The sequence below is a fragment of the Streptomyces sp. Ac-502 genome (assembly GCF_045222935.1).
Lineage (GTDB): Bacteria > Actinomycetota > Actinomycetes > Streptomycetales > Streptomycetaceae > Streptomyces > Streptomyces monomycini.
Genome location: NZ_JBHFFO010000001.1, coordinates 5,776,653 through 5,797,124, shown reverse-complemented (window position 1 = coordinate 5,797,124; position 20,472 = coordinate 5,776,653). Strand labels below are relative to the sequence as shown.

At 72.3% G+C, this 20,472-nt stretch carries 14 protein-coding genes, 1 tRNA gene, 1 other RNA gene and 4 pseudogenes; 8 read left to right on the top strand and 12 right to left on the bottom strand.

All coding sequences use genetic code 11. The annotated features are described in order from the left end of the window. Positions 1-151: 151 nt before the first annotated feature. The 4 genes from ACEXOX_RS26305 to ACEXOX_RS26290 all read left to right on the top strand — a co-directional run bounded on the left by ACEXOX_RS26305 (position 152) and on the right by ACEXOX_RS26290 (position 3,723). Complete coding sequence (locus ACEXOX_RS26305) at positions 152-526, top strand: hypothetical protein (protein WP_406523699.1); 375 nt, start codon at positions 152-154, stop codon at positions 524-526. A 139-nt stretch (positions 527-665) separates the two neighbouring features. Next, the gene (locus tag ACEXOX_RS26300; RefSeq protein ID WP_406523698.1) at positions 666-1,061 is read left to right on the top strand and encodes a hypothetical protein; all 396 of its coding nucleotides are present in this window, start codon (positions 666-668) and stop codon (positions 1,059-1,061) included. Between the two features lie 99 nt (positions 1,062-1,160). Next, positions 1,161-2,546, top strand: coding sequence for a cryptochrome/photolyase family protein (locus ACEXOX_RS26295; protein ID WP_406523697.1), 1,386 nt, complete (start codon positions 1,161-1,163; stop codon positions 2,544-2,546). Between the two features lie 151 nt (positions 2,547-2,697). Further along, positions 2,698-3,723, top strand: coding sequence for a hypothetical protein (locus tag ACEXOX_RS26290; protein ID WP_406523696.1), 1,026 nt, complete (start codon positions 2,698-2,700; stop codon positions 3,721-3,723). A gap of 84 nt (positions 3,724-3,807) precedes the next feature. On the opposite strand, the gene ACEXOX_RS26285 is transcribed toward ACEXOX_RS26290, so the two are convergent. Next, on the bottom strand, positions 3,808-4,650 hold the full coding sequence (locus tag ACEXOX_RS26285) for a class I SAM-dependent methyltransferase (RefSeq protein ID WP_406523695.1): 843 nt from the start codon (positions 4,648-4,650) through the stop codon (positions 3,808-3,810). 69 nt (positions 4,651-4,719) lie between these two features. Here ACEXOX_RS26285 and ACEXOX_RS26280 point away from each other — a divergent pair, with 69 nt between their 5' ends. Then, positions 4,720-6,630, top strand: coding sequence for a S9 family peptidase (locus ACEXOX_RS26280; RefSeq protein WP_406523694.1), 1,911 nt, complete (start codon positions 4,720-4,722; stop codon positions 6,628-6,630). A gap of 240 nt (positions 6,631-6,870) precedes the next feature. Next, a pseudogene (locus ACEXOX_RS26275) lies at positions 6,871-7,706 on the top strand (pentapeptide repeat-containing protein). 126 nt (positions 7,707-7,832) lie between these two features. Here the strand turns inward: ACEXOX_RS26275 and ACEXOX_RS26270 are convergent. From ACEXOX_RS26270 to ffs, 11 genes and pseudogenes are all read right to left on the bottom strand, one after another. Then, positions 7,833-8,618, bottom strand: a pseudogene (locus ACEXOX_RS26270) (SURF1 family protein); the annotation flags it as partial. 145 nt (positions 8,619-8,763) lie between these two features. Next, positions 8,764-10,095, bottom strand: coding sequence for a DUF4232 domain-containing protein (locus ACEXOX_RS26265; RefSeq protein WP_406523693.1), 1,332 nt, complete (start codon positions 10,093-10,095; stop codon positions 8,764-8,766). Further along, a complete protein-coding gene (locus ACEXOX_RS26260; RefSeq protein WP_030019634.1) occupies positions 10,092-10,667 on the bottom strand; it encodes a SigE family RNA polymerase sigma factor in 576 nt (191 codons plus the stop codon). The genes ACEXOX_RS26265 and ACEXOX_RS26260 overlap by 4 nt, the downstream gene beginning before the upstream one ends. Before the next feature lie 546 nt (positions 10,668-11,213). After that, positions 11,214-12,355: pseudogene (locus tag ACEXOX_RS26255) on the bottom strand (aspartate-semialdehyde dehydrogenase). Next, positions 12,352-13,623: an aspartate kinase gene (locus tag ACEXOX_RS26250; protein ID WP_073764899.1), complete on the bottom strand. Its 1,272-nt coding sequence runs from the start codon at positions 13,621-13,623 to the stop codon at positions 12,352-12,354. Before ACEXOX_RS26250 ends, ACEXOX_RS26255 begins: the two are co-directional and overlap by 4 nt. Before the next feature lie 333 nt (positions 13,624-13,956). Further along, positions 13,957-14,622 carry a DUF5063 domain-containing protein gene (locus tag ACEXOX_RS26245; protein WP_030019637.1) on the bottom strand — a complete coding sequence of 222 codons (666 nt, stop codon included), beginning with the start codon at positions 14,620-14,622 and terminating at the stop codon, positions 13,957-13,959. After that, positions 14,615-15,214 (bottom strand): recombination mediator RecR, encoded by a 600-nt coding sequence (gene recR, locus ACEXOX_RS26240; RefSeq protein WP_003984655.1) that lies wholly within the window; start codon positions 15,212-15,214, stop codon positions 14,615-14,617. The genes ACEXOX_RS26245 and recR overlap by 8 nt, the downstream gene beginning before the upstream one ends. A 163-nt stretch (positions 15,215-15,377) precedes the next feature. Beyond that, positions 15,378-15,734, bottom strand: coding sequence for a YbaB/EbfC family nucleoid-associated protein (locus ACEXOX_RS26235; RefSeq protein ID WP_106968753.1), 357 nt, complete (start codon positions 15,732-15,734; stop codon positions 15,378-15,380). Between the two features lie 262 nt (positions 15,735-15,996). Then, the gene (locus tag ACEXOX_RS26230; RefSeq protein ID WP_406526698.1) at positions 15,997-16,734 is read right to left on the bottom strand and encodes a hypothetical protein; all 738 of its coding nucleotides are present in this window, start codon (positions 16,732-16,734) and stop codon (positions 15,997-15,999) included. Between the two features lie 183 nt (positions 16,735-16,917). Next, positions 16,918-18,645, bottom strand: a pseudogene (locus ACEXOX_RS26225) (DNA polymerase III subunit gamma and tau); the annotation flags it as partial. Between the two features lie 52 nt (positions 18,646-18,697). Then, positions 18,698-18,796, bottom strand: an RNA gene (ffs, locus tag ACEXOX_RS26220) — signal recognition particle sRNA small type. A gap of 140 nt (positions 18,797-18,936) precedes the next feature. Between ffs and ACEXOX_RS26215 the strand changes: the two genes are divergently transcribed. After that, positions 18,937-19,024 (top strand) — tRNA-Ser (locus tag ACEXOX_RS26215). Between the two features lie 255 nt (positions 19,025-19,279). Continuing rightward, positions 19,280-20,035, top strand: coding sequence for a DUF4232 domain-containing protein (locus ACEXOX_RS26210; RefSeq protein ID WP_406523692.1), 756 nt, complete (start codon positions 19,280-19,282; stop codon positions 20,033-20,035). Positions 20,036-20,472: the final 437 nt, after the last annotated feature.

Sequence of the window (20,472 nt, the reverse complement as noted above, 5' to 3'; positions counted from 1 at the left end):
TCAAACGCACCGCCTGATACGCCGTCACGAGACTGCACGACGTGCCAAGATGAACGCATGGAGTCGCCACGACGCACTCCTGGTGTGCCGGGAAGTCTGGTCGGCGGTCGGTTCGACGTGCGACGGGGCCGGGTGCCCGGGGCAGGTGGCCATGGCAGGCATCGATGAGACGCTGCGGGACCTGGTGGGGCTGGAAGGCGTCCTCGGTGCCTCGGTCGTCGACTACTTCAGCCGGCTGACGCTCGGCGCGGTCGGCGATCCGGCCGGGCCCGACCTGGAAGCGGCGGCCCGCGGCGACACCGACGTGGTGCGCGCCAAACTCTCCACCCTGGAGCTGATCGGCTACGGCCCCGAACGCGTCGAGGACATCATCGTCACCCTCGACGACGCGTTCCACCTCATCCGCCCCCTCACCCGGCGCGCTTGCCAGGGCATCTTCGTCTTCCTCGTGCTGGACCGGGCCAGCGGCGATCTGGAGGCCGTGCGGGAGAGCCTGCGCAAGGTCGAGGCGGAGCTGGACGTCTGAGCGTCCGCGTCACCCGCCGTGCTGCCGGAACGGTCCGCCGGGCGCGTTGTGCCGCCGGGAGGCGACGGACGGGGAAGAGTGGGTACGCGCAGGCGCACGCCCCGGGCCTGCCGCGGCGGCCGACAGGAGGAGGCGGAAGGTGCACGTGGGACTGCTGCGCACGGTGGGTGCCACGACGGCGGTGTACGGCCTGGCGGTCACCGCCTGGCCCGGCCTGCTGGCCAAGCCCTCCGGCCTCGCGGAAGCGGACGGCCGGACGGCCCCCGCCACCCGTACCTCCTTGCGCCCACTGGCCTGGCGCGACGCGGCCTGCGGTCTGGCGCTGGTCCTGGCCCCGGCGGGCCCGGCCCTGCGCACCGCCGCCTGCCTGCGGATCGCGGCGGACTTCGGCGACGCGGCCCTGCTCGGCGTGACCCTGCCTGGACGGGCCCGGCGGCGGACCGCGGTAGCCGTCTCCCTGGGGTGGGGAGCGCTGTCGGTCGCAGGGGTGCTGTGGCCGACGACCGGCCGGCGTGACCAGCGCGCGCGGGCGTAACCCGTACGCGCCTTCCCCCTCCCCCTGGCTCTTTCGTCCCCCCTGCCTCTCCCCCGGCTCCTTCGTCTCCCCTCCCCCACAACGCCCGGAGCGACCCGCATGAGTGCTGCCTCGATCGCCCTGTTCACCTCCGATCTGCGGGTCCACGACCAGCCCGTCCTGCACGCCGCGGCGAAGGGTACGGGCGGTGTCGTACCGCTGTTCGTCCTTGATGACGGCGTACGGGCCGCGGGCTTCGACGTGCCCAACCGGCGCGCTTTCCTGGCCGATTGCCTGGCGGACCTGGACGAGGCCCTGCGCGCCCGTGGGGGCCGGCTCGTCGTCCGTACGGGAGACGTGGTCGAGGAGACCGCGCGGGCCGCTGCCGAAGCGGACGCGCGCGACGTGCATGTGGCGGGCGGCGTCAGCGGGTACGCGCACCGCCGGGAGGAGCGGCTGCGGCGTGCCCTGGAAGCCGACGGGCGGCGGCTGCACGTGCACGACGCGGTGGTCACCGCCCTCGCGCCGGGCGAGGTCACCCCGGCCGGCAAGGACCATTTCGCGGTCTTCACGCCGTACTTCCGGCGCTGGCAGGCCGAACGCCACCGTGACGTGCTGCGGGCGCCCCGGCGGGTGCGGGTGCCCGAGGCGGTCGGCTCCGGGCCCGTACCGCGGCGGCGTGACGTGTCCGGGGTGTCCCCCGGGCTGGCGGCGGGCGGCGAGGTGGAAGGCCGCCGCCGGGCGACGGCCTGGATGGGCAGTCCGCTGCGCCGCTACGCGCAGGGGCAGGACGACCTCGCCGGGGACGCGACGTCCCGCCTCTCCCCGCATCTGCACTTCGGCACGCTGTCCGCCGTCGAACTGGTCCAGCGCGCCCGTATGGCGGGCGGGGACGGGGACGGCGCCGAGGCGTTCGTACGGCAGCTGGCCTGGCGGGACTTCCACCACCAGGTCCTCGCGGCCCGCCCGGCCGCCGCGCACGCCGACTACCGGGCGCGGCACGACCGCTGGCGCCGTGACGAGCAGGAGGCCGAGGCGTGGCGCACCGGCCGCACCGGCTATCCGATCGTGGACGCGGCGATGCGGCAGCTCGCCCACGAGGGGTGGATGCACAACCGGGCGCGGCTGCTGACCGCCGGCTTCCTGACCAAGACGCTGTATCTGGACTGGCGGCTGGGCGCGGCCCACTTCCTGTCGCTCCTGGTCGACGGCGACCTGGCCAACAACCAGCTGAACTGGCAGTGGGCGGCGGGCACCGGCACCGACACCCGCCCCAACCGTGTCCTCAACCCCCTGGCGCAGGCGAAGCGGTTCGACGCGGACGGCGCGTACGTACGGCGCTGGGTGCCGGAGCTGGCGGACGTACCGGGGCTGGAGAGGGGCGCCGTCCACCAGCCGTGGAAGCTGCGGCCCGCCGCGGCGCGGGCGGCGCTGGACTACCCGGAACCGGTGGTCGACCTGGCGGACGGCCTGGCGCGGTTCAAGCAGGCCCGCGGGCTGGACTGAGGCGTGGCCCGACCGGTGGTCCCCGATGTCGCTCATGGCCGGGTATGACGGGCGGTTCCGGTCAATCGGACGGGCCGTGTTCTCGGGCGCCGTTCCCGTGGCTAGCCTGTGCGCCGACCTGCTCCACTCGTACGCACGAAGGAGAGCGATCATGGTCGACATCCCCACCACCTCCGGTATGGCCTGGGACGAGGCCACGTCCCTGCACGGGCAGATCGTCGGCAATCCCTCCGTGGCCCCGAACGCCGACGGCCGGCTCCAGGTGTTCGCCCGCGGGAAGAACGAGCAGGCACTGTGGACCATCTGGCAGAAGCGCGACGGCGGCTGGAGCGACTGGGAGAACCTGGGCGGTTCGCTGGGCAGTGAACCCAACGCCATCCGCCGCCTGGACGGCCGTATCTCGGTCTTCTACAAGGGCTCGGACGGTCACCTGCACCACGTACGGCAGGGCGCGATCAACGTCGGCTTCAGCCCCGACGACATCATCGTGCGCAACATCGGCGGCGACCCGGTCCCGGCCGTCAACGCCGACGGGCGTCTCGACGTCTTCTTCCGCGGCACGGACACCCAGCTGTGGCACGTGTACCAGCAGAACGTCGACTACGAGAACTGGGTGGCGCCGTCCAGCCTGGCCGGCGGCGCGCAGGGCAACCCGGCGGTGGCGCGGGCCGGTGACGGCAAGCTGGAGGTCTTCCACCACAGCACCAACGGCAACCTCTACGACAACCAGCAGAAGGTCCCCGACTCCAGCGACTCCTGGAGCGGCCACTTCGAGCTCGTACGCAACATCGGCGGCGGCGTCGAGGCCGGGCTCGACTCGAACCAGCGCATCCAGGTGTTCTTCCGCGGCACGGACACCCAGCTGTGGCACATCCAGCAGAAGGCCGGGTACGACTCCTGGTCCTCCGCCTCCAGCCTGGGGGGCGGCGTCCAGGGCACGCCCGCGCTGGCGCGCGCGGCCGACGGTCGGCTGGTGGTCTTCCACCACAGCACCAACGGCCACATGTACGCGGCCGAGGAATCGAAGATCAACGGCGTGGACTGGAGCGGCCACTTCGAGCTGGTACGCAACGTCGGCGGCGACCCGGTGGTCGGCACCAACCGGGACGGCCGCCTGGAGCTGTTCTTCCGCGGCACCGACGAGGCGCTGTGGCACCGGCCGCAGAAGTTCGTGTGAGTCCGCGTGCGTGCGAGTCCGTTCGCGCGGGCCTCGCGTTCGCGTGAGCCTCGCGTCCGTATGAGCCCCGTGTTCGTCTGAGCCTTACGGGCGCGAGGCCTTGAGCGAGTACATGAGCGGCACGCGGGGGCGGTCGGCGGGCAGCCGGAAGTAGCCGTCGTCCCCGCGTTGCAGCGATCCGAAGCGCTGGAACATCGTCATGTCGTGCTCGTGCAGGAACTCCAGGCGCAGGCCGGCCGCGGCCAGCGCCGAGACGACGTCGCCGAGGGTGTGCTGCCACTCGACACGGCGGTTGTGGACCGTGGGGGCCGCGAAGTCCGTGTACGTCCCCGGGCTCTCGTCCACCCAGGCGTCACGGCTGAAGTAGTCGTGCGCGACGCGTGCGGCACTCTCGTCGTCGAGGGCGTCGGTGAGCGGGTGGAACTCCGCGAGGTACAGGAAGCCGCCGGGGGCGACGAGGGAAGCGGCCGTCTCGGCCCAGCGGCGGATGTCCGGCAGCCAGCACAGCGCCCCGAGGCCGGTGTAGACGACGTCGTACGCCGCTGGGGCCCCGGTGGCGGCGACGGCCTCGGCCGCGTCGTACACGTCGGCGGCGAGGAAGGTGGCGCGGTCGGGGCCGATGCCGACCTCGGCGGCCAGCTCGCGGGCGGCCTCGATCGCGGGCTCGGAGAAGTCCAGGCCGACGACGCGGGCGGCGCCTCGGTGGGCCCAGGACAGGGTGTCCTGGCCGATGTGGCACTGGAGGTGCAGCAGCGACTTGCCGGTGACGTCGCCGACCTCCGCCGCCTCGAAGTCACGGATGACGTCCCGGTCCCGTCGGAAGCCTTCCTGATCGTAGTAGTCGCTGGCGAGGTGGATGGGGACCCGCTCGTCCCACATGGCACGGTTGGCCGCACGCCAGTCCTCAGGTCCCGTGTGTGTCAGCATCCGGCGAAGTTATCCACAGGCTGGGGGCCGTGTCAGCGGAATTTTCCCGGGCCTGCGCAGAATGGGGCCATGACTGACGAGACCACCAACGCCAACACCGAAGCTTCCGGGGCGGGCGCCCCGGGGGCGGCCGGTTCCCCCGCGACCGTGCCGGACTGGGAGAAGCGCTTCCGGGCGCCGCGGGTCGGCCTGCCCGAGTGGGCCGAGGACGCCCCGGACCGCTCGCTGTTCGTCTCCAACGCCACCGGAACCTTCGAGCTGTACGCCTGGGACCGGGCGAGCGGCGAGCAGCGGCAGGTCACCGACCGGCCGAACGGCACGACGGACGGCACGCTGACGCCCGACGGCGAGTGGATCTGGTGGTTCTCGGACACCGACGGGGACGAGTTCGGCATCTGGAAGCGGCAGCCGTTCGGCGGCGGCGCGGACGAGCCGGCCGCGCCCGGCCTGGAGCCCTCGTACCCGGCGGGCCTGGCGCTCGGCCGGGACGGCACGGCGGTGATCGGCCGCTCCACGGACGAGGACGGCACCACCCTGCACGTCGTACGGCCCGGACAGCCGCCCGTGGAAATCTACCGGCACCGCGAGTCGGCGGGCGTGGGCGCCCTGTCGCACGACGGTTCGCTGATCGCCGTCGAGCACACCGAGCACGGTGACGCGATGCACTCCGCGATCCGGGTGGTGCGGCCGGACGGCTCGACCGTCGCCGAGCTGGACGACACCAAGGGCGGCACCGAGGAGCTGGGCCTGGCGGTGATGGGCTTCGCGCCGGTGGACGGCGACTCCCGGCTGCTCGTCGGGCACCAGCGGCGCGGCCGCTGGGAGCCCATGATCTGGGACCCGCTGTCGGGCGAGGAGAGCGCCCTGGACATCGACCTGCCGGGCGACGTGGCCGCCGACTGGTATCCGGACGGTGCGGCCCTGCTGGTGGAGCACGAGTTCCGGGCCCGCGCCGAGCTGTGGCGTTACGAGCCGCTGACCCGGCAGCTGACCCGCGTCGAGACGCCCGCCGGGACGGTCGCCGGGGCGACGGCGCGGCCGGACGGCTCGGTGGAGTACCTCTGGTCGTCGGCCGCGCAGCCGCCGGAGGTGCGCTCGACGAGCGGGCGGGTCGTCCTCGACCCGCCCGGGGCGAAGGCGCCGGGCTCGGTGCCGGTGACCGACGCGTGGGTGGAGGGCCCGGGCGGCACGGTCCACGCGCTGGTGCAGCAGCCGGCCGGCGATGGCCCATTCCCGACGGTCTTCGAGATCCACGGTGGCCCGACATGGCACGACAGCGATGCATTCGCGTCCGCGCCCGCGGCGTGGGTGGACCACGGCTTCGCCGTGGTGCGGGTGAACTACCGCGGCTCGACGGGTTACGGCCGGGAGTGGACGGACGCCCTCAAGCACCGTGTCGGGCTGATCGAGCTGGAGGACATCGCGGCGGTACGGGAGTGGGCCGTCTCCTCCGGGCTGGCCGACCCGGAGCGGCTGGTGCTCTCCGGCGGCTCGTGGGGCGGCTATCTGACGCTGCTCGGGCTGGGCACCCAGCCGGAGGCGTGGGCGCTGGGCCTGGCGGCGGTCCCGGTGGCGGACTACGTCACGGCGTACCACGACGAGATGGAGGCCCTGAAGGCGATGGACCGCACGCTGCTGGGCGGCACGCCGGAGGAGGTGCCGGAGCGCTTCGAGGCGTCGTCGCCGCTGACGTACGTGGACGCGGTGCGCGCGCCGGTCTACATCTCCGCCGGGGTCAACGACCCGCGCTGCCCCATCCGCCAGGTGGAGAACTACGTCGACCGCCTGAAGGACCGCGGCCACCCGCACGAGGTGTACCGCTACGACGCCGGTCACGGCTCGCTGGTCGTCGAGGAGCGCATCAAGCAGGTCCGGCTGGAGCTGGACTTCACGCATCGGTACCTGGGGGCGGGGGCGGAGAGCAGCGGCAGCGGCAGCGGCAGCGGCAGCGGCAGCGGCAGCGGTGAACTGAAGCAGTAGGCGCCGAGGGGTGGGGTGGGGGTGGGCGGGGCGGGGGGAAGCCACCAGAGCGTCACGTGGGCCCGGCCCCCGAGCCCCCAGGGCCCCTGCTCCCCGCCCCCGCCCCCGTCCCCCGCCCGTCTCCCCACCGCCCCGCCCCGTGTCCCCCGTCACTCTCCCCCGTCCGGGACAATGGAGGTTCGTTTGCGGAACGGAGCGGGGGCACACTCCCGCTCGTCTTGTGGCAGGAGATCACTCGCGGTGTCCCAGAAGCACGAAGCCCCCTCGGCCGGCGGCGACCGTCTCGACCTCCAGGCCGACTGCGGCAGCTGCTTCGGCCTGTGCTGCGTCGCGCTGCCCTTCGCCGCCTCCGCCGACTTCGCGGTCGACAAGCCTGCCGGCAAGCCGTGCACGAACCTCCAGGCGGACTTCAGCTGCGGCATCCACGCCCGCCTCCGCGACAAGGGCTTCTCCGGCTGTACGGTCTTCGACTGCTTCGGCGCCGGCCAGAAGGTCTCCCAGATCACCTTCGGCGGTACGGACTGGCGCGGCGCGCCGGGCACCGCGCGGCAGATGTTCGACGTGTTCCCCGTCATGCGCCAGCTCCACGAACTGCTCTGGTACCTGACCGAGGCGCTGGAGCTGCCGGCCGCCCGACCCGTCCACAAGGACCTCCGCCGCGCTCTGCGGGAGACCGACCGGCTCACCCGCGGCAGCGCCGACGCGCTCGCGGAGGTGGACGTCGCGGCCGTACGGCAGGACGTCAACGCCCTGCTGCTGCGCACCAGCGAACTGGTGCGGGCCACCGTTCCCGGCCGTAAGAAGAACCACCGGGGAGCCGACCTGATCGGCGCCCGCCTCAAGGAGCCGACCTGCGGGGCGCGAATCTGCGCGGTGCCTACCTCATCGCCGCCGACCTCGGGGACGCCGATCTGCGGACCGCCGACCTGATCGGCGTGGACTTCCGTGACGCGAACCTGAGCGGCGCCGACCTGACCGGCAGCATCTTCCTCACCCAGGCCCAGCTCAACGCGGCCAAGGGCGACGCGTCGACCAAGCTGCCCGAGGCGCTCAGCCGCCCGGCGCACTGGAAGTAGGCTCGCCGCCCGCTCAGGGCCGCGTCGCGGAAGGCGCGTCGGTCGCGGCGTTCGCATCCTTCGGACCGTCCGCGGCGTTCCCGTCATCCACGGCGTCGGCGTCCTGCCCGGAAGCCCCGGCCGCCGCCCCTCCTCCGCCGGGACCAGCCCCAGCGCCACGTCCCTGGCCGCCTCCGCCTCCCTGCGGAAGAGCCGGAACCACATGAAGATCACGAAACCGGCGAACACGAACCATTCCCCGGTGTATCCCAGGTTCTGGAACGCCTTCAGGTCCAGCCCGCTGCCCTCCGCCGCCGTCGGCGGCACGGCGACCAGCGGCGCGTCGGCCTCGGTCACGGTGATCCAGGCGTCGTAGACGTCGTACGGGACGATGTTGACCAGCGACGCCGCGCTGATCATGCCGAGCTGCCCGGCCGGCAGTCCGCCGCCCGCGTGCACCCCGTCGGTGCCCTGGTTCTCCGACGCCTGAAGGGCCCCGGTGACCGTCACCGCACCGCTCGGCGGCGCGGGCACCTTCGCCCTGGCCTCGGGCGCGTTCGCGTCGCCGGGCAGCCAGCCCCGTACGACCGGGAGCGCCTTGCCGCCGTCCGTACGCAGCAGCGTCAGTACGTAGAAGCCGCTCCGCTCGTCGAGACGGCGGTCCGGGACGAGCAGCTGGTGTCCGGTGTCGTAGCGGCCGGTGGCGGTGGCCTGCCGGCCCGAGGTGACCTTGTCCACCGGCAGCAGCTCGTCCAGCGGCCGGGCGGCCGCGGTCTTCGCCTCGGCGGACCGGTCCTCCTGCTGGTGGTGCGTGTCGACGCGGTCCTCGAAGCGGCTCAGCTGCCAGCTGCCCATGAAGATGCAGAAAGGAATCGCCAGTACGGCGAAGACGTTGATTCCCCACCACCGCGGGGTCAGCAGGAACCGGTACACAAGGCCAACGGTACGGGGAGCGCCGCCCGGACCGGACGGCGGGGCCGTCTCCGCGCCGCCCCGTATGGCCCGGTTAAGGGCTCGCGCTCGGGCCCGGGCCCTGGCCCCGGACCTTTCCGCCCGGGCCGGCAGGGCCGGAGGGCCGCTACTGCGCCGGCAGGGGCTCGGTGCGGTAGACCGTCCCGGCGCAGGCGTCCGGGAGCTTGGCGTCCGCCGCGGCCGGCTCCCCGGCCTCCGGCGTGTGGTTGAGCACGATGCCGCCCGGCGGGTTGGAGCCGCCGCCCGGGGTGCCCTCGTTGCCGCCGGCCTGGTTGCCGCCCGTGGCGCTCCCGCCGCCCTCGCCGGACGCCGACGAGGAGGAGTCCGGCGACTTCTCACCGGGCGCCTTGGACGGTACCGGGGTCGGCGACGGGGGCGGCGCGGCGCAGCCGGTCGTGCCGCCGCCCTCGGCCGGGACCCACGCGAACTTGACCTCGTACGCCTCACCCGGCTTGAGCACCAGCTGATCCGGGGTGGTGATCGGGTCGGGCAGGGCGGGGGCCGCGTCGCCCGCCGTGTGGTCGACGACGCTGACGCGCGAGCTGTCCGTACCGCCCTGCGGGAGCACGCCGATCTCGCCGCCGCCCTCGACCGAGCACGCGTCGTCGGAGGTGTTCACCACCCGGAACGAGCCGTAGACGCGGCCGCTGGCGTCGGCCGGGCCGACCGAGCTGACACCGTTGCCGAGCTGCGCGCGCGAACAGGCGGGCGAGGTGACGCCCATCGTCCCGGACGGGTACGGCGTGCCGGTGCCGGCGCTGGGCTGCTTGTCCGCCGAGTCCGGGCTCTTGCCCGGTCCGGCGGGTTTGCCGGGGTCGGTCTTCTTCCCGCCGTGCCCGGCCGGCGGCTTGCCGCTGTGCTCGGTGCCCTCGCCGTGCGTGCCTTCGGCGCTGCCCGGGGTGCGCTGTGTACTGGCGGCGTTGGCGGGGCGGTCCTCGGGGCCGTCGGCGAAGTCGGCGACGTGCACCATCGCGGGGATGGACGTGCCGCCGAGCAGGATGGCCGCGGCGGCGCCGACCACGGCGTGGCGGCGGCGCCGGCGCCGGGCCGGGACCGCTCGGCGCAGCTGTTCGAGCGAGTCGGGGGCGGGCTCCAGGTCGCCGACGGCGGAGTGCAGCAGCCGCCGCAGCTCGTCCTCGCCGACGCCGCGGCCGGTGTCCTGGCCGCTGTCCTGGCTGGCACCCTGACTGGTGTCGTGGCCGGTGCCCTGGCCGCGCCGTCCGGTCTCCTGGCGTTCCTGCGGCTCGTCCTTCGGGTCCGGCAGGTCCTTCGGAGCCTGCGGGGTCTGTGCGTCCTGTGAGGCCGGTGTGCCCTGCGGGGACTGTGCGTCGTGCTGGTCCTGCGCGTCCTGCTGGTGCTGCGGGTGCCCCTGGTCACGGGAGTTCCGCGGGCCTTGCCTGTCCTGCGGGTCGTACGGGCCGAACTGCTTGCCACTCATGCGGGAGCCTCCATGGCGACGCGCAGCGCCGCGATACCCCGTGAGCCGTACGCCTTCACCGAACCGAGCGATATCCCCAACGTCTCGGCGACCTGGGCCTCGGTCATGTCCGCGAAGTACCGCAGGACCAGGACCTCGCGCTGGCGGCGCTGCAACCCCCGCATCGCCTTGATCAATTGGTCGCGCTCCAGGAGGTCGTACGCGCCTTCCTCGGCGCTCGCCATGTCGGGCATCGGCTTGGAGAGCAGCTTCAGCCCGAGGATGCGGCGGCGCAGCGCCGAACGGGAGAGATTGACGACTGTCTGGCGCAGATAGGCGAGGGTCTTCTCGGGATCGCGCACCCGGCCCCGGGCGGAGTGCACCCGGATGAAGGCTTCCTGGACGACGTCCTCGCAGGAGGCGGTGTCGTCCAGCAGCAGCGCGGCCAGGCCCAGCAGTGATCGGTAGTGCGCGCGGTAGGTCTCGGTGAGATGGTCGACAGTCGTGCCCGCAGCCATCGCGTCGTCAGTGTCCCCACGCTGAGGGGAGATCTGGGCGGGCTGCGCGGCGGGCCACGGGGCGATCACCGGCATACCCCCGGGCATGCGGGGCCGCAACGGCCGCACTGCTGTGCCTCCGGAGCCCCCTGGGGCGATCGCGATGCCGAATACCTCTGCCACGCCTGTTGGACACGTTTCCCCCATCAGGGTTGTACGCGCACGACACCGTCTTTGACGGCGGGTCAAATGCCCTCATGCGTACCAGCTCTTCCCCAATACCCCATTTGTCCCACGGGTCCATGGACACCCTTGAGGGGCGGCCACAAAGACGCTCCCCGCCCAACTACCGGTTGCAGTAAGGGGGAGCGAATAGTCGAACACGGCGTCGGGCCAGTTCAAGTGGTTTGGACCAACGAGTCGCTCACAGGACCTTCACACAACTCTCAAGGTATCTCCTGAGCGGATCAGTGACAGCACCAATCGAGTCAGTAGCTCTCCAAACCGGCGCTCCTCGGCCACGATCGACGTTTCCCGGCCAACGAGCGTCGCACACCGGTTCCGGGTGCCGCGCGCCGGGTCCGGGCGCCGGTTCCGGACGCCACGCGCCGGGTCCGGGCGGCTGACCGCCTGCGCCGGGGCCTACGCCGTCATCTCCGCCGCGACCACCTCGGCGATCTGCGCGGTGTTCAGCGCCGCGCCCTTGCGCAGGTTGTCCCCGCACACGAAGAGCTCCAGCGCCCGGGGGTCGTCCAGCGACCGCCGTACCCGCCCGACCCAGGTCGGGTCGGTGCCGACCACGTCGGCGGGCGTGGGGAACTCGCCGGCCTCCGGGTCGTCGCAGACCACCACGCCCGGCGCGGACGCCAGGATCTCGTGCGCCCCGGCGACCGTGACCTCGTTCTCGAAGCGCGCGTGCACGGTCAGCGAGTGCGTGGTGATCACGGGGACCCGTACGCAGGTCGCGGCGACCCGCAGGCCGGGCAGCCCGAGGATCTTCCGCGACTCGTCGCGGATCTTGAGCTCCTCCGAGGACCAGCCGTCCTCCCGCGGCGACCCGGCCCACGGCACGACGTTCAGCGCGACCGGCGCCGGGAACGGGCCGAGCGTGTCGCCCATGGCCCGCCGTACGTCGCCGGGCGTGGTGCCCAGTTCCGTACCGGAGACGGCGGCGAGCTGGGAGCGGAGCGTGTCGACGCCGTCCTCGCCCGCGCCGGAGACGGCCTGGTACGAGGAGACGATCAGCTCGCTCAGCCCGTACTCGGCGTGCAGGGCGCCCAGCGCGACGATCATCGACAGGGTGGTGCAGTTCGGGTTGGCGACGATGCCGCGCGGTCGCACCCGCGCCGCGTGCGCGTTGACCTCGGGGACCACCAGCGGCACTTCCGGGTCCATCCGGAACGCCGCGGAGTTGTCCACGACCACCGCGCCCTTGGCGGCGGCGATCGGCGCCCACCGCGCGGCGACCTCGTCCGGTACGTCGAACATCGCGACGTCGATGCCGTCGAAGACTTCCTCGCTCAGCGCGAGGACCTCGACCTCCTCGCCCCGTACGGTCAGCTTGCGGCCGGCCGAACGGTGGGGGTCCCCCTGCTCGAACGCAGCTGAGAGCTTGGGGGAGACGAGACGAGCCGGATCTCGCCCCAGATGTCGGCCCGCTCGGAGAGGATGCCGAGCAGCACCGAGCCGACCGCGCCGGTGGCGCCGACGACCGCCAGATGCGGCTTACGGGCCGCGCGGTCAACCGCGCGACCCGTAGCCGTACCCGGGAAGGGTGTGGTCATCGACCGGTGCCGCCGTAGACGACGGCCTCGTCGCTCTCGCTGTCGAGGCCGAAGGCGCTGTGCACGGCCTGCACGGCCTCCTTGACGTCGTCCGCACGGGTGACGACCGAGATACGGATCTCGGAGGTCGAGATCAGCTCGATGTTCACGCCCGCGTTGGACAGCGCCTCGAAGAAGGTCGCGGTCACGCCGGGGTTGGTCTTCATACCCGCGCCGACCAGCGAGATCTTGGCGATCTGGTCGTCGTAGCGCAGCGAGTCGAAGCCGACCGACGCCTTGGTCCGCTCCAGCGCCGTGACGGCCTTGCGGCCCTCGTCCTTCGGCAGGGTGAAGGAGATGTCGGTCAGACCCGTCGAGGCGGCCGACACGTTCTGCACGACCATGTCGATGTTGACCTCGGAGTCCGCGATGGCGCGGAAGATCGTCGCGGCCTCGCCCGGCTTGTCCGGGACGCCGACGACCGTGACCTTCGCCTCGGAGGTGTCGTGCGCGACGCCCGAGATGATCGCCTGCTCCATGGGCTGGTCCCCTTGCGGTTCGTTGCTGACCCAGGTGCCGCGCAGTCCGGAGAAGGACGAGCGGACGTGGATCGGGATGTTGTAACGGCGGGCGTACTCGACGCAGCGGTGCAGCAGCACCTTGGAACCGGAGCTGGCCAGCTCCAGCATGTCCTCGAACGAGATCCAGTCGATCTTCCGGGCCTTCTTCACGACCCGGGGGTCGGCGGTGAAGACGCCGTCCACATCGGTGTAGATCTCGCAGACGTCCGCGTCCAGCGCCGCGGCCAGCGCGACGGCGGTGGTGTCCGAGCCGCCCCGCCCCAGCGTGGTGATGTCCTTCTTGTCCTGGGACACACCCTGGAAGCCGGCGACGATGGCGATGTTGCCCTCGTCCACGGACGTCTTGATGCGGCCCGGGGTGACATCGATGATCCGCGCCTTGTTGTGCACGGAGTCGGTGATGACACCGGCCTGGCTCCCGGTGAAGGACTGCGCCTCGTGACCGAGGTTTTTGATCGCCATCGCCAGCAAGGCCATGGAGATCCGCTCTCCGGCGGTCAGCAGCATGTCGAACTCGCGCCCCGACGGGATCGGGGACACTTCCTGCGCGAGATCGATCAGCTCGTCCGTCGTGTCGCCCATCGCGGAGACCACCACAACCACCTGGTTGCCGTTCTTCTTGGCCTCGACGATTCGCTTGGCGACGCGCTTGATGCCCTCGGCATCCGCAACGGATGAGCCGCCGTACTTCTGCACGACAAGGCCCACGTGCGCTCCTCGCAACTGTCTCTTCGGGAGTTTCCCCCGGACCCCCGGAAAAGGGGGTACTGCGGTCGGCTCAGTCTAACGAGCAGGCGGAATCCGCCTCGCCAATACCACATGGTGAGACACAGCGCTCACGTCACGAACGTCCGTGGACCGGCGTGGGCGCGCCGTTGCGCCCGCTCGGCCAGCACATGCCCGCTTCTCACAAGGGCACACGGAAAGGTAACCCAGGTCACACCGGGGCCCGGGTCCGTACCGCGTACCGGCAGCCCTGGTACGCGTACCTGTCCGACGGCCCGGATCACCTCCGGACGGGCGGACGGCCCCGGCCCGTCCTCACACCCCGCGCAGCCCCAGCGGCCCGGCGATCTCCGCCGCCATGACCTTGCCGGCCTCCTCGGCGAGCCGCTCCTCGTCGCCGTCCGCCGCGTCGCTGTCCGTGTCCAGGCCGTCCAGCTCGTCCAGCGGCTGGTCCAGCCGTACGTGGGCGACCAGCGACTGCAACGCGCGCAGCGCCGCGCTCGCCGTCGGCCCCCAGTTCGACAGGTACGAGAACTGCCACCACCACAGCGCCTCGCTGACCCGGCCCGCCCGGTAGTGCGCCAGGCCGTGCCGCAGGTCCGTGATGAGGTCCGCGAGGTCGTCGGAGATCCGGCAGGCGACGGGCGCGCTGCGCGGTACGTACGGGTCGAAGACCTCGGAGTACACGTCCACCGGGTCCAGCAGCCGCGCGAACCGCTCCCGCAGCTCGTCGACGTCCGGTTCCGGGCCCACGTCGGGCTCGTACCGCTCGTCCGGCACGATGTCCTCGTGCGCCCCCAGACGGCCGCCGGTCAGCAGCAGCTGGGAGACCTCCAGCAGCAGGAACGGCACGGCGCTGTCCGGCTCGTCACCCTTGGCCACCTCGGTGACCGCGACGATGAAGCTCTCGATCGAGTCGGAGATCTGTACGGCGAAATCGTCCGGATTCCGCGTGGCGTCGTGCAGCGTGGCGTCAGACATCGAGAAGTCTCCTCCCTTCGAAGGCCCGCCCCAGCGTGACCTCGTCGGCATACTCCAGATCGCCCCCGACGGGCAGCCCGCTGGCCAGCCGCGTCACCCGCAGGCCCATCGGCTTGACCATGCGCGCGAGGTACGTGGCCGTGGCCTCGCCCTCCAGGTTCGGGTCGGTGGCCAGGATCAGCTCGGTGATCGTGCCGTCCGCGAGCCTGGCCAGGAGTTCCCGTATCCGCAGATCGTCGGGGCCCACGCCCTCGATCGGGCTGATCGCCCCGCCGAGCACGTGGTAGCGGCCGCGGAACTCCCGCGTCCGCTCGATCGCCACGACGTCCTTGGGCTCCTCCACGACACAGATGACCGCCGGGTCGCGGCGCGGGTCCAGGCAGACCCGGCACTGCTCGTCCTGTGCGACGTTGCCGCACACGCTGCAGAACCGGACCTTCGCCTTGACCTCCATCAGCGCGTTCGCGAGCCGGCGGACGTCGGTCGGCTCGGCCTGAAGAATGTGGAAGGCGATCCGCTGCGCGCTCTTGGGACCGACGCCGGGCAGCCTGCCCAGCTCGTCGATCAGATCCTGGACCACGCCTTCATACACGGAACGTCTTCTCTCTCTTCTGCCGTGCTGCGTACGCTAGTTGTCTCCTCCCCGGAAAGGGAGACCCATCTTCCGACGACTTCGGCCCCGGAGATCCGGAACGGTGGTTCCGGAGCCGGAGCCTGTGTCGTCGTCCGTCGGCCGTCGGCTCAGAGCCGACGGCTCAGAAGGGAAGGCCGGGAATGCCGCCGCCGCCCAGCCCCTGGGCGAGCGGGCCGAGCTTCTCCTGCTGGAGCTGCTGAGCGCTGGCGTTGGCGTCCCGTACGGCGGCCAGGACGAGGTCCGCGAGCGTCTCGGCGTTCTCCTCGGCGGTGCCCGCCTCCGGGTCCACCGCCTTGGGGTCGATGACCAGGCCCTGGAGCTCGCCGGAGCCGTTCACGGTCGCCTTGACCAGGCCGCCTCCCGCCGAACCCTCCACGGGCGTCTCGGCCAGCTCCTGCTGGGCCGCCGCGAGATCCTGCTGCATCTTCTGGGCCTGCTGGAGCAGCTGCTGCATGTTGGGCTGACCACCGGGGATCACTACGTGACTCCTGCCGTACGACAACGATTGGTGCGGTAGCCCGAGCCTACGTGCTCGAACGGCGCGACGCCCTACGCCGTACGGAGGAGCACAGCCGTACGCCCGGCCGACAGCCGTCCGGCGCGCGCCCGCACCTGATCAGCACGCCCGGAGCGAACGTCCGGTACGGCCGCGACGGACGGCCGCCCGACCGCTCAGTACTCGTTGTTGAACTCCTCGACCACCGTCGCGCCCAGCTCGCGGACGATCAGGTCGTGTCCGCTCAGCGCGGAGTCGACGAGGTCGGGGTCGTCCTCGGCGGGCATGTCGTCCTCGATCGACACCGGCGCGGGCTCCGGCTCGCGGTACGCGGCGGCGCCACCGGCAGGCCCGCTTCCGGACCCGCCCTGCGCGCCACCGGACGGACCACCCGGCCCGCCGCTCCCCCGTTGCCGCCGCTGTCACCGTTACCGCCACCACCGGAATGACCGCCGCCGGTCCCATAGCCGCCGCCACCGGACGCGGCACCCGTCGGGGCCACCGCCTGCCGCGCCATCTGCGCACCCTGGCCGCCGCCCGCGTCATACCCGGATCCGGAGCCGCCCTGCGCGCCACCGGACGGGCCGCCCGGCCCGCCGCCCTGCGCCGGAGCACCGGAGGGGCCGCCGAAGCCGCCGCCACCGCCGCCGAAACTGCCGCCGCCGAAGCCACCGCCCTGCGGCGTGCCTCCACCGGGCCCGCCGGGCGGATTGGTGCCTCCGGACGGGTCGACGATCGCCTCGACCTTCCACTGCACGTTGAACTTGTCGGCCAGCGCCTGCCGCAGCACGTCCTCGCTGCCGCCGTTGGCGAAGCTGTCCCGGGCACCGGCGTTCGGGAAGCCGATCTGCAGCGTCGTGCCGTCGAAGCCGGCCACCTGCGCGTTCTGGCTGAGCAGGATCCAGGTGAAGCGCCGGCGGCCCTTCACGGCCTCCAGGATCTCCGGCCACAGCTGCCGCACCTGCGCGGCTCCCTGCGCCATGCTTCCGCCGCCCTGAGCGGCCGGCTGCGCCTGCTGAGGCTGCTGTACGGGTACGGACTGCCCAGGCTGCCCGGCCTGTCCCGCACCGGCCTGCACACCGCCACCAGGACCACCGACAGAACCACCGGCCCCACCGGCGCCTCCCGGGCCACCGCCCTGCCCCGGCGCCGTCGCCGTGGGCCACCCACCAGGCTGCCGCCCGGCCGCGCCTCCGGCCGCCTGCTGCCCGGGCCAGGCACCGGGCTGCCGCTGTCCGGCACCACCCTGACCCCCGCCCTGACCGGGCCAGGCCCCAGGCGGCGCCGCCTGCTCGCCCCCCGTACCGGCGCCTGCTCCGGCTCCGCCTCCAACTCCAGCCGCATTCGGCTTCCCGGCCCCCGGCCAAGCACCCGGCGCGGCAGCAGCCGCAGCCTCCGCCCCCGCGGATTCCGCCGGCGCCCCACCAGCAGGCGCACCGCCAGCGGGCACCCCGGACACATCCGCCCCAGAACCAACACCCGCATCAGCACCAGCACCGACACCAGCTCCGGACCCAGCGCCACCCCCAACGCCCCCAGCGCCTCCACCACTCGTCCCCCGCACCGCGGCCCGAGCGGCAGCCGGACCGGCAGGCCCAGCGGGCGACCCCACAGACGGCCCGGTCGGCGCTCCGGCCGGCGGCATACCCGCATGCCCCCCGGCCCCGGCACATACTCGACCTCGGGCCCGCCGATCCCCGTCGTCACCGGCCCGCCCATGCCCATCCCGGCCGTGCTCGCCCCGCGCTCCAGGCGGTCGAGGCGCGCCTGCACCGAGCGCTCGTCGTCGTACGCCGCGGGCAGCAGCACCCGCGCACAGATCAGCTCCAACTGGAGCCGCGGGGAGGTCGCCCCCGCATCTCCGTCAACCCGGCATTGACCAGGTCCGCGGCCCGCGCCAGCTCAGCTCCCCCGAACACCGACGCCTGGGCCTGCATCCGCTCGACCACATCGGCGGGCGAATCGATCAGCCCCTTCTCCGCCGCGTCCGGCACCGCCGCCAGGATCACCAGGTCACGCAACCGCTCCAGCAGGTCGGCGACGAACCGCCGCGGGTCGTTCCCGCCCTCGACGACCTGGTCCACGACCTCGAAGGCCGCCGCCCCGTCCCCCGCGGCGAACGCCTCCACGATCGAGTCCAGCAGCGACCCGTCGGTGTACCCGAGCAGCGACGTGGCCATGGCATACGTCACACCCGCGTCACCGGCGCCGGCGAGCAGCTGGTCCATCACCGACATCGAGTCCCGTACGGACCCGGCACCGGCCCGTACGACCAGCGGCAGAACGCCCTCCTCGACCGGGATGTCCTCCTGCCCGCACACCTCGCCCAGGTAGTCCCGCAGGGTCCCCGGCGGCACCAGCCGGAACGGATAGTGGTGCGTACGCGACCGGATCGTCCCGATGACCTTCTCGGGCTCGGTCGTGGCAAAAATGAACTTCAGGTGCTCCGGCGGCTCCTCGACCACCTTGAGCAGCGCGTTGAAGCCCGCCGACGTGACCATGTGGGCCTCGTCGATGATGTAGATCTTGTACCGGCTGCCGGCCGGCCGAAGAACGCCTTCTCCCGCAGCTCACGGGCGTCGTCCACACCACCGTGCGAAGCCGCGTCGATCTCGATGACGTCGATCGACCCCCGCCCGTTACGAGCGAGGTCCACACACGACTGGCACTCCCCGCACGGGTCGGGGGTGGGACCTTTCTCACAGTTGAGACAGCGCGCCAGGATGCGCGCACTGGTCGTCTTGCCGCAGCCACGCGGGCCACTGAACAGATACGCGTGATTGACCCTGTTGTTCCGCAGGGCCTGCTGGAGCGGATCGGTCACGTGCTCTTGCCCGATGACCTGAGCAAAGGTCTCGGGGCGGTAGCGGCGGTACAGCGCGAGGGACGACACGCATACGACGATATCGGCCCGCACTGACAACCGGGCCGCCCCCGAGCCCCGGAACGCAAACGCCCCCCACGCACCCGCCAGAGCTCACTTACCCTTGCTGCCTTCCGGCCCTGGGGGAGTTCGGTGAGATAGCGCCACGTGAGGGGCTGCGCCCAACCCTAGCGGATCCCCCGCCCCACGCACGACCCCACCCCGCCCCAAGATCACTTCCGCCCCTCTCGACGATCACTCCCACCCCCTCCGGCGGATCATGTTCGCGAGCACCCCTCAACGTCTTGTATTGTTTGCGGCGGAGGATTCGCCTAGTGGCCTAGGGCGCACGCTTGGAAAGCGTGTTGGGGGCAACCCCTCACGAGTTCGAATCTCGTATCCTCCGCCAGTGCCTCACCGGGCACTACGTCGAAGGCCCCTACCGTTCGCGGTGGGGGCCTTCGTCGCGTTCCGGATCGGGTTCCGTCTCGGTCGGCCGCTGAGTGGCCCTGGAGCCCGCAGGTGCGGCGGAGGGCTGTCTTTCCCCAGCTCACCCCCGGATTAGCCGGAAGTTAGCGGGGCGCCAGCCGGGCGGTAGTGGGGCCGAGCAGAGTGGGTGTCGTACGGAGGAGAGACCGACACCGACTTCCCGGGGGGACCACAAATGAGCGCCAGCACTTCTGACCGCACCACTCGTCGCCGCACCCTGCGCGTTGCCGCCGCGGCGCTGACCGCAGCCGCCGCGCTGTCGCTGACCGCATGCTCCGGCTCGGACGCCGCCGCACCCAAGGCCGGTGGGCAGTCGGGGTCGGGTGCTGCCGCCGAGGCCGGCGGTGCGGGTTCCGCCGGGGCCGGTGGCGCGGGTTCGGATGGCGGGGCGCAGGGGGGCGGTGCCCAGCCGGACAGTGCCAAGCCGGGTGCCGGTGACGGCACCGCGCCTCGCGCCGGCTCGGGTGGTGGCGCCTCGTCCCGGGCCGGGTCCGGGGGCGGAGCGGCCAAGGGCGGGGGCAAGGGCAAGTTCTGCCGTACGAGCGAGCTGAACATGGAGGCCGTGGACAGCTCGCCCGACCAGCAGACGGGCGATGTCACCGTTCAGATGACGAACAAGAGTGGGCGGAACTGCTCGGTGACGGGCTTCGCGGGTGTCGACCTGAAGGACGCCGACGGCACCTCCGCCCCGGTCCACCGCGGTGGTGAGCAGCCCCGCATCACCGATCTGCGGCCCGGCGACACCGCCACCTTCAGCATCTCGTACTCGGTCGACAACAGTGATGGCAACCTCGCCACCCCGACCCACCTCATCGTGACGCCGCCGAACGAGACCCACAGCGTGTCCCTGAAGTGGCCCGCTGACGCGCTGAAGCTGGCCGGCCCGTACGACGAGAAGATCAAGGTTCACCCGGTCGGCATCGCCAACTGATCGCGAGGGGTTTCTCGCCCCCCGCCAGTGCCTCGTCGGGTACTGCGTCGAAGGTCCCTGCCGTTCGCGGTGGGGGCCTTCGACGCGTTCCGGTACCCGTTGGTGGGGTCGTTCGGGTATCTCGCCCCTGCGGAACCCGGGGTGCGGCACCCTGGGGCCGGGTGGAGTGACGCCGGGGTCCGGCACCGGCGCGCTTCTTTGATCGGGCGGGGTGTATCTCATGGTGTCCGGGTCGACGTTGACGGCGTGGCTGCACGGTCTCGACGGGCCGCGCCTGGCGCGCGTGCTCGCGACGCGTGAGGACGCGATGGCCTCTCCGGAGCCGTTGTCTGCTGGGGAGTTGGCGGACCGCCTGCAACGGCCGTGGTCGGTGGCGCTCGTCCTGCCGCGGCTCACGTTGCCGTGCTTACAGGCGGCCGAAGCGTTGGCGGCCCTGG

Bases quoted from the DNA above. Each gene is read 5' to 3' on its own strand.
- ACEXOX_RS26305 (WP_406523699.1), top strand. From the start codon at position 152: ATGGCAGGCATCGATGAGACGCTGCGGGACCTGGTGGGGCTGGAAGGC.
- ACEXOX_RS26295 (WP_406523697.1), top strand. From the start codon at position 1,161: ATGAGTGCTGCCTCGATCGCCCTGTTCACCTCCGATCTGCGGGTCCAC.
- ACEXOX_RS26290 (WP_406523696.1), top strand. From the start codon at position 2,698: ATGGTCGACATCCCCACCACCTCCGGTATGGCCTGGGACGAGGCCACG.
- ACEXOX_RS26285 (WP_406523695.1), bottom strand. From the start codon at position 4,650: ATGCTGACACACACGGGACCTGAGGACTGGCGTGCGGCCAACCGTGCC.
- ACEXOX_RS26280 (WP_406523694.1), top strand. From the start codon at position 4,720: ATGACTGACGAGACCACCAACGCCAACACCGAAGCTTCCGGGGCGGGC.
- ACEXOX_RS26265 (WP_406523693.1), bottom strand. From the start codon at position 10,095: ATGAGTGGCAAGCAGTTCGGCCCGTACGACCCGCAGGACAGGCAAGGC.
- ACEXOX_RS26260 (WP_030019634.1), bottom strand. From the start codon at position 10,667: ATGCCGGTGATCGCCCCGTGGCCCGCCGCGCAGCCCGCCCAGATCTCC.
- ACEXOX_RS26245 (WP_030019637.1), bottom strand. From the start codon at position 14,622: ATGTCTGACGCCACGCTGCACGACGCCACGCGGAATCCGGACGATTTC.
- ACEXOX_RS26230 (WP_406526698.1), bottom strand. From the start codon at position 16,734: ATGGCGCAGGGAGCCGCGCAGGTGCGGCAGCTGTGGCCGGAGATCCTG.
- ACEXOX_RS26210 (WP_406523692.1), top strand. From the start codon at position 19,280: ATGAGCGCCAGCACTTCTGACCGCACCACTCGTCGCCGCACCCTGCGC.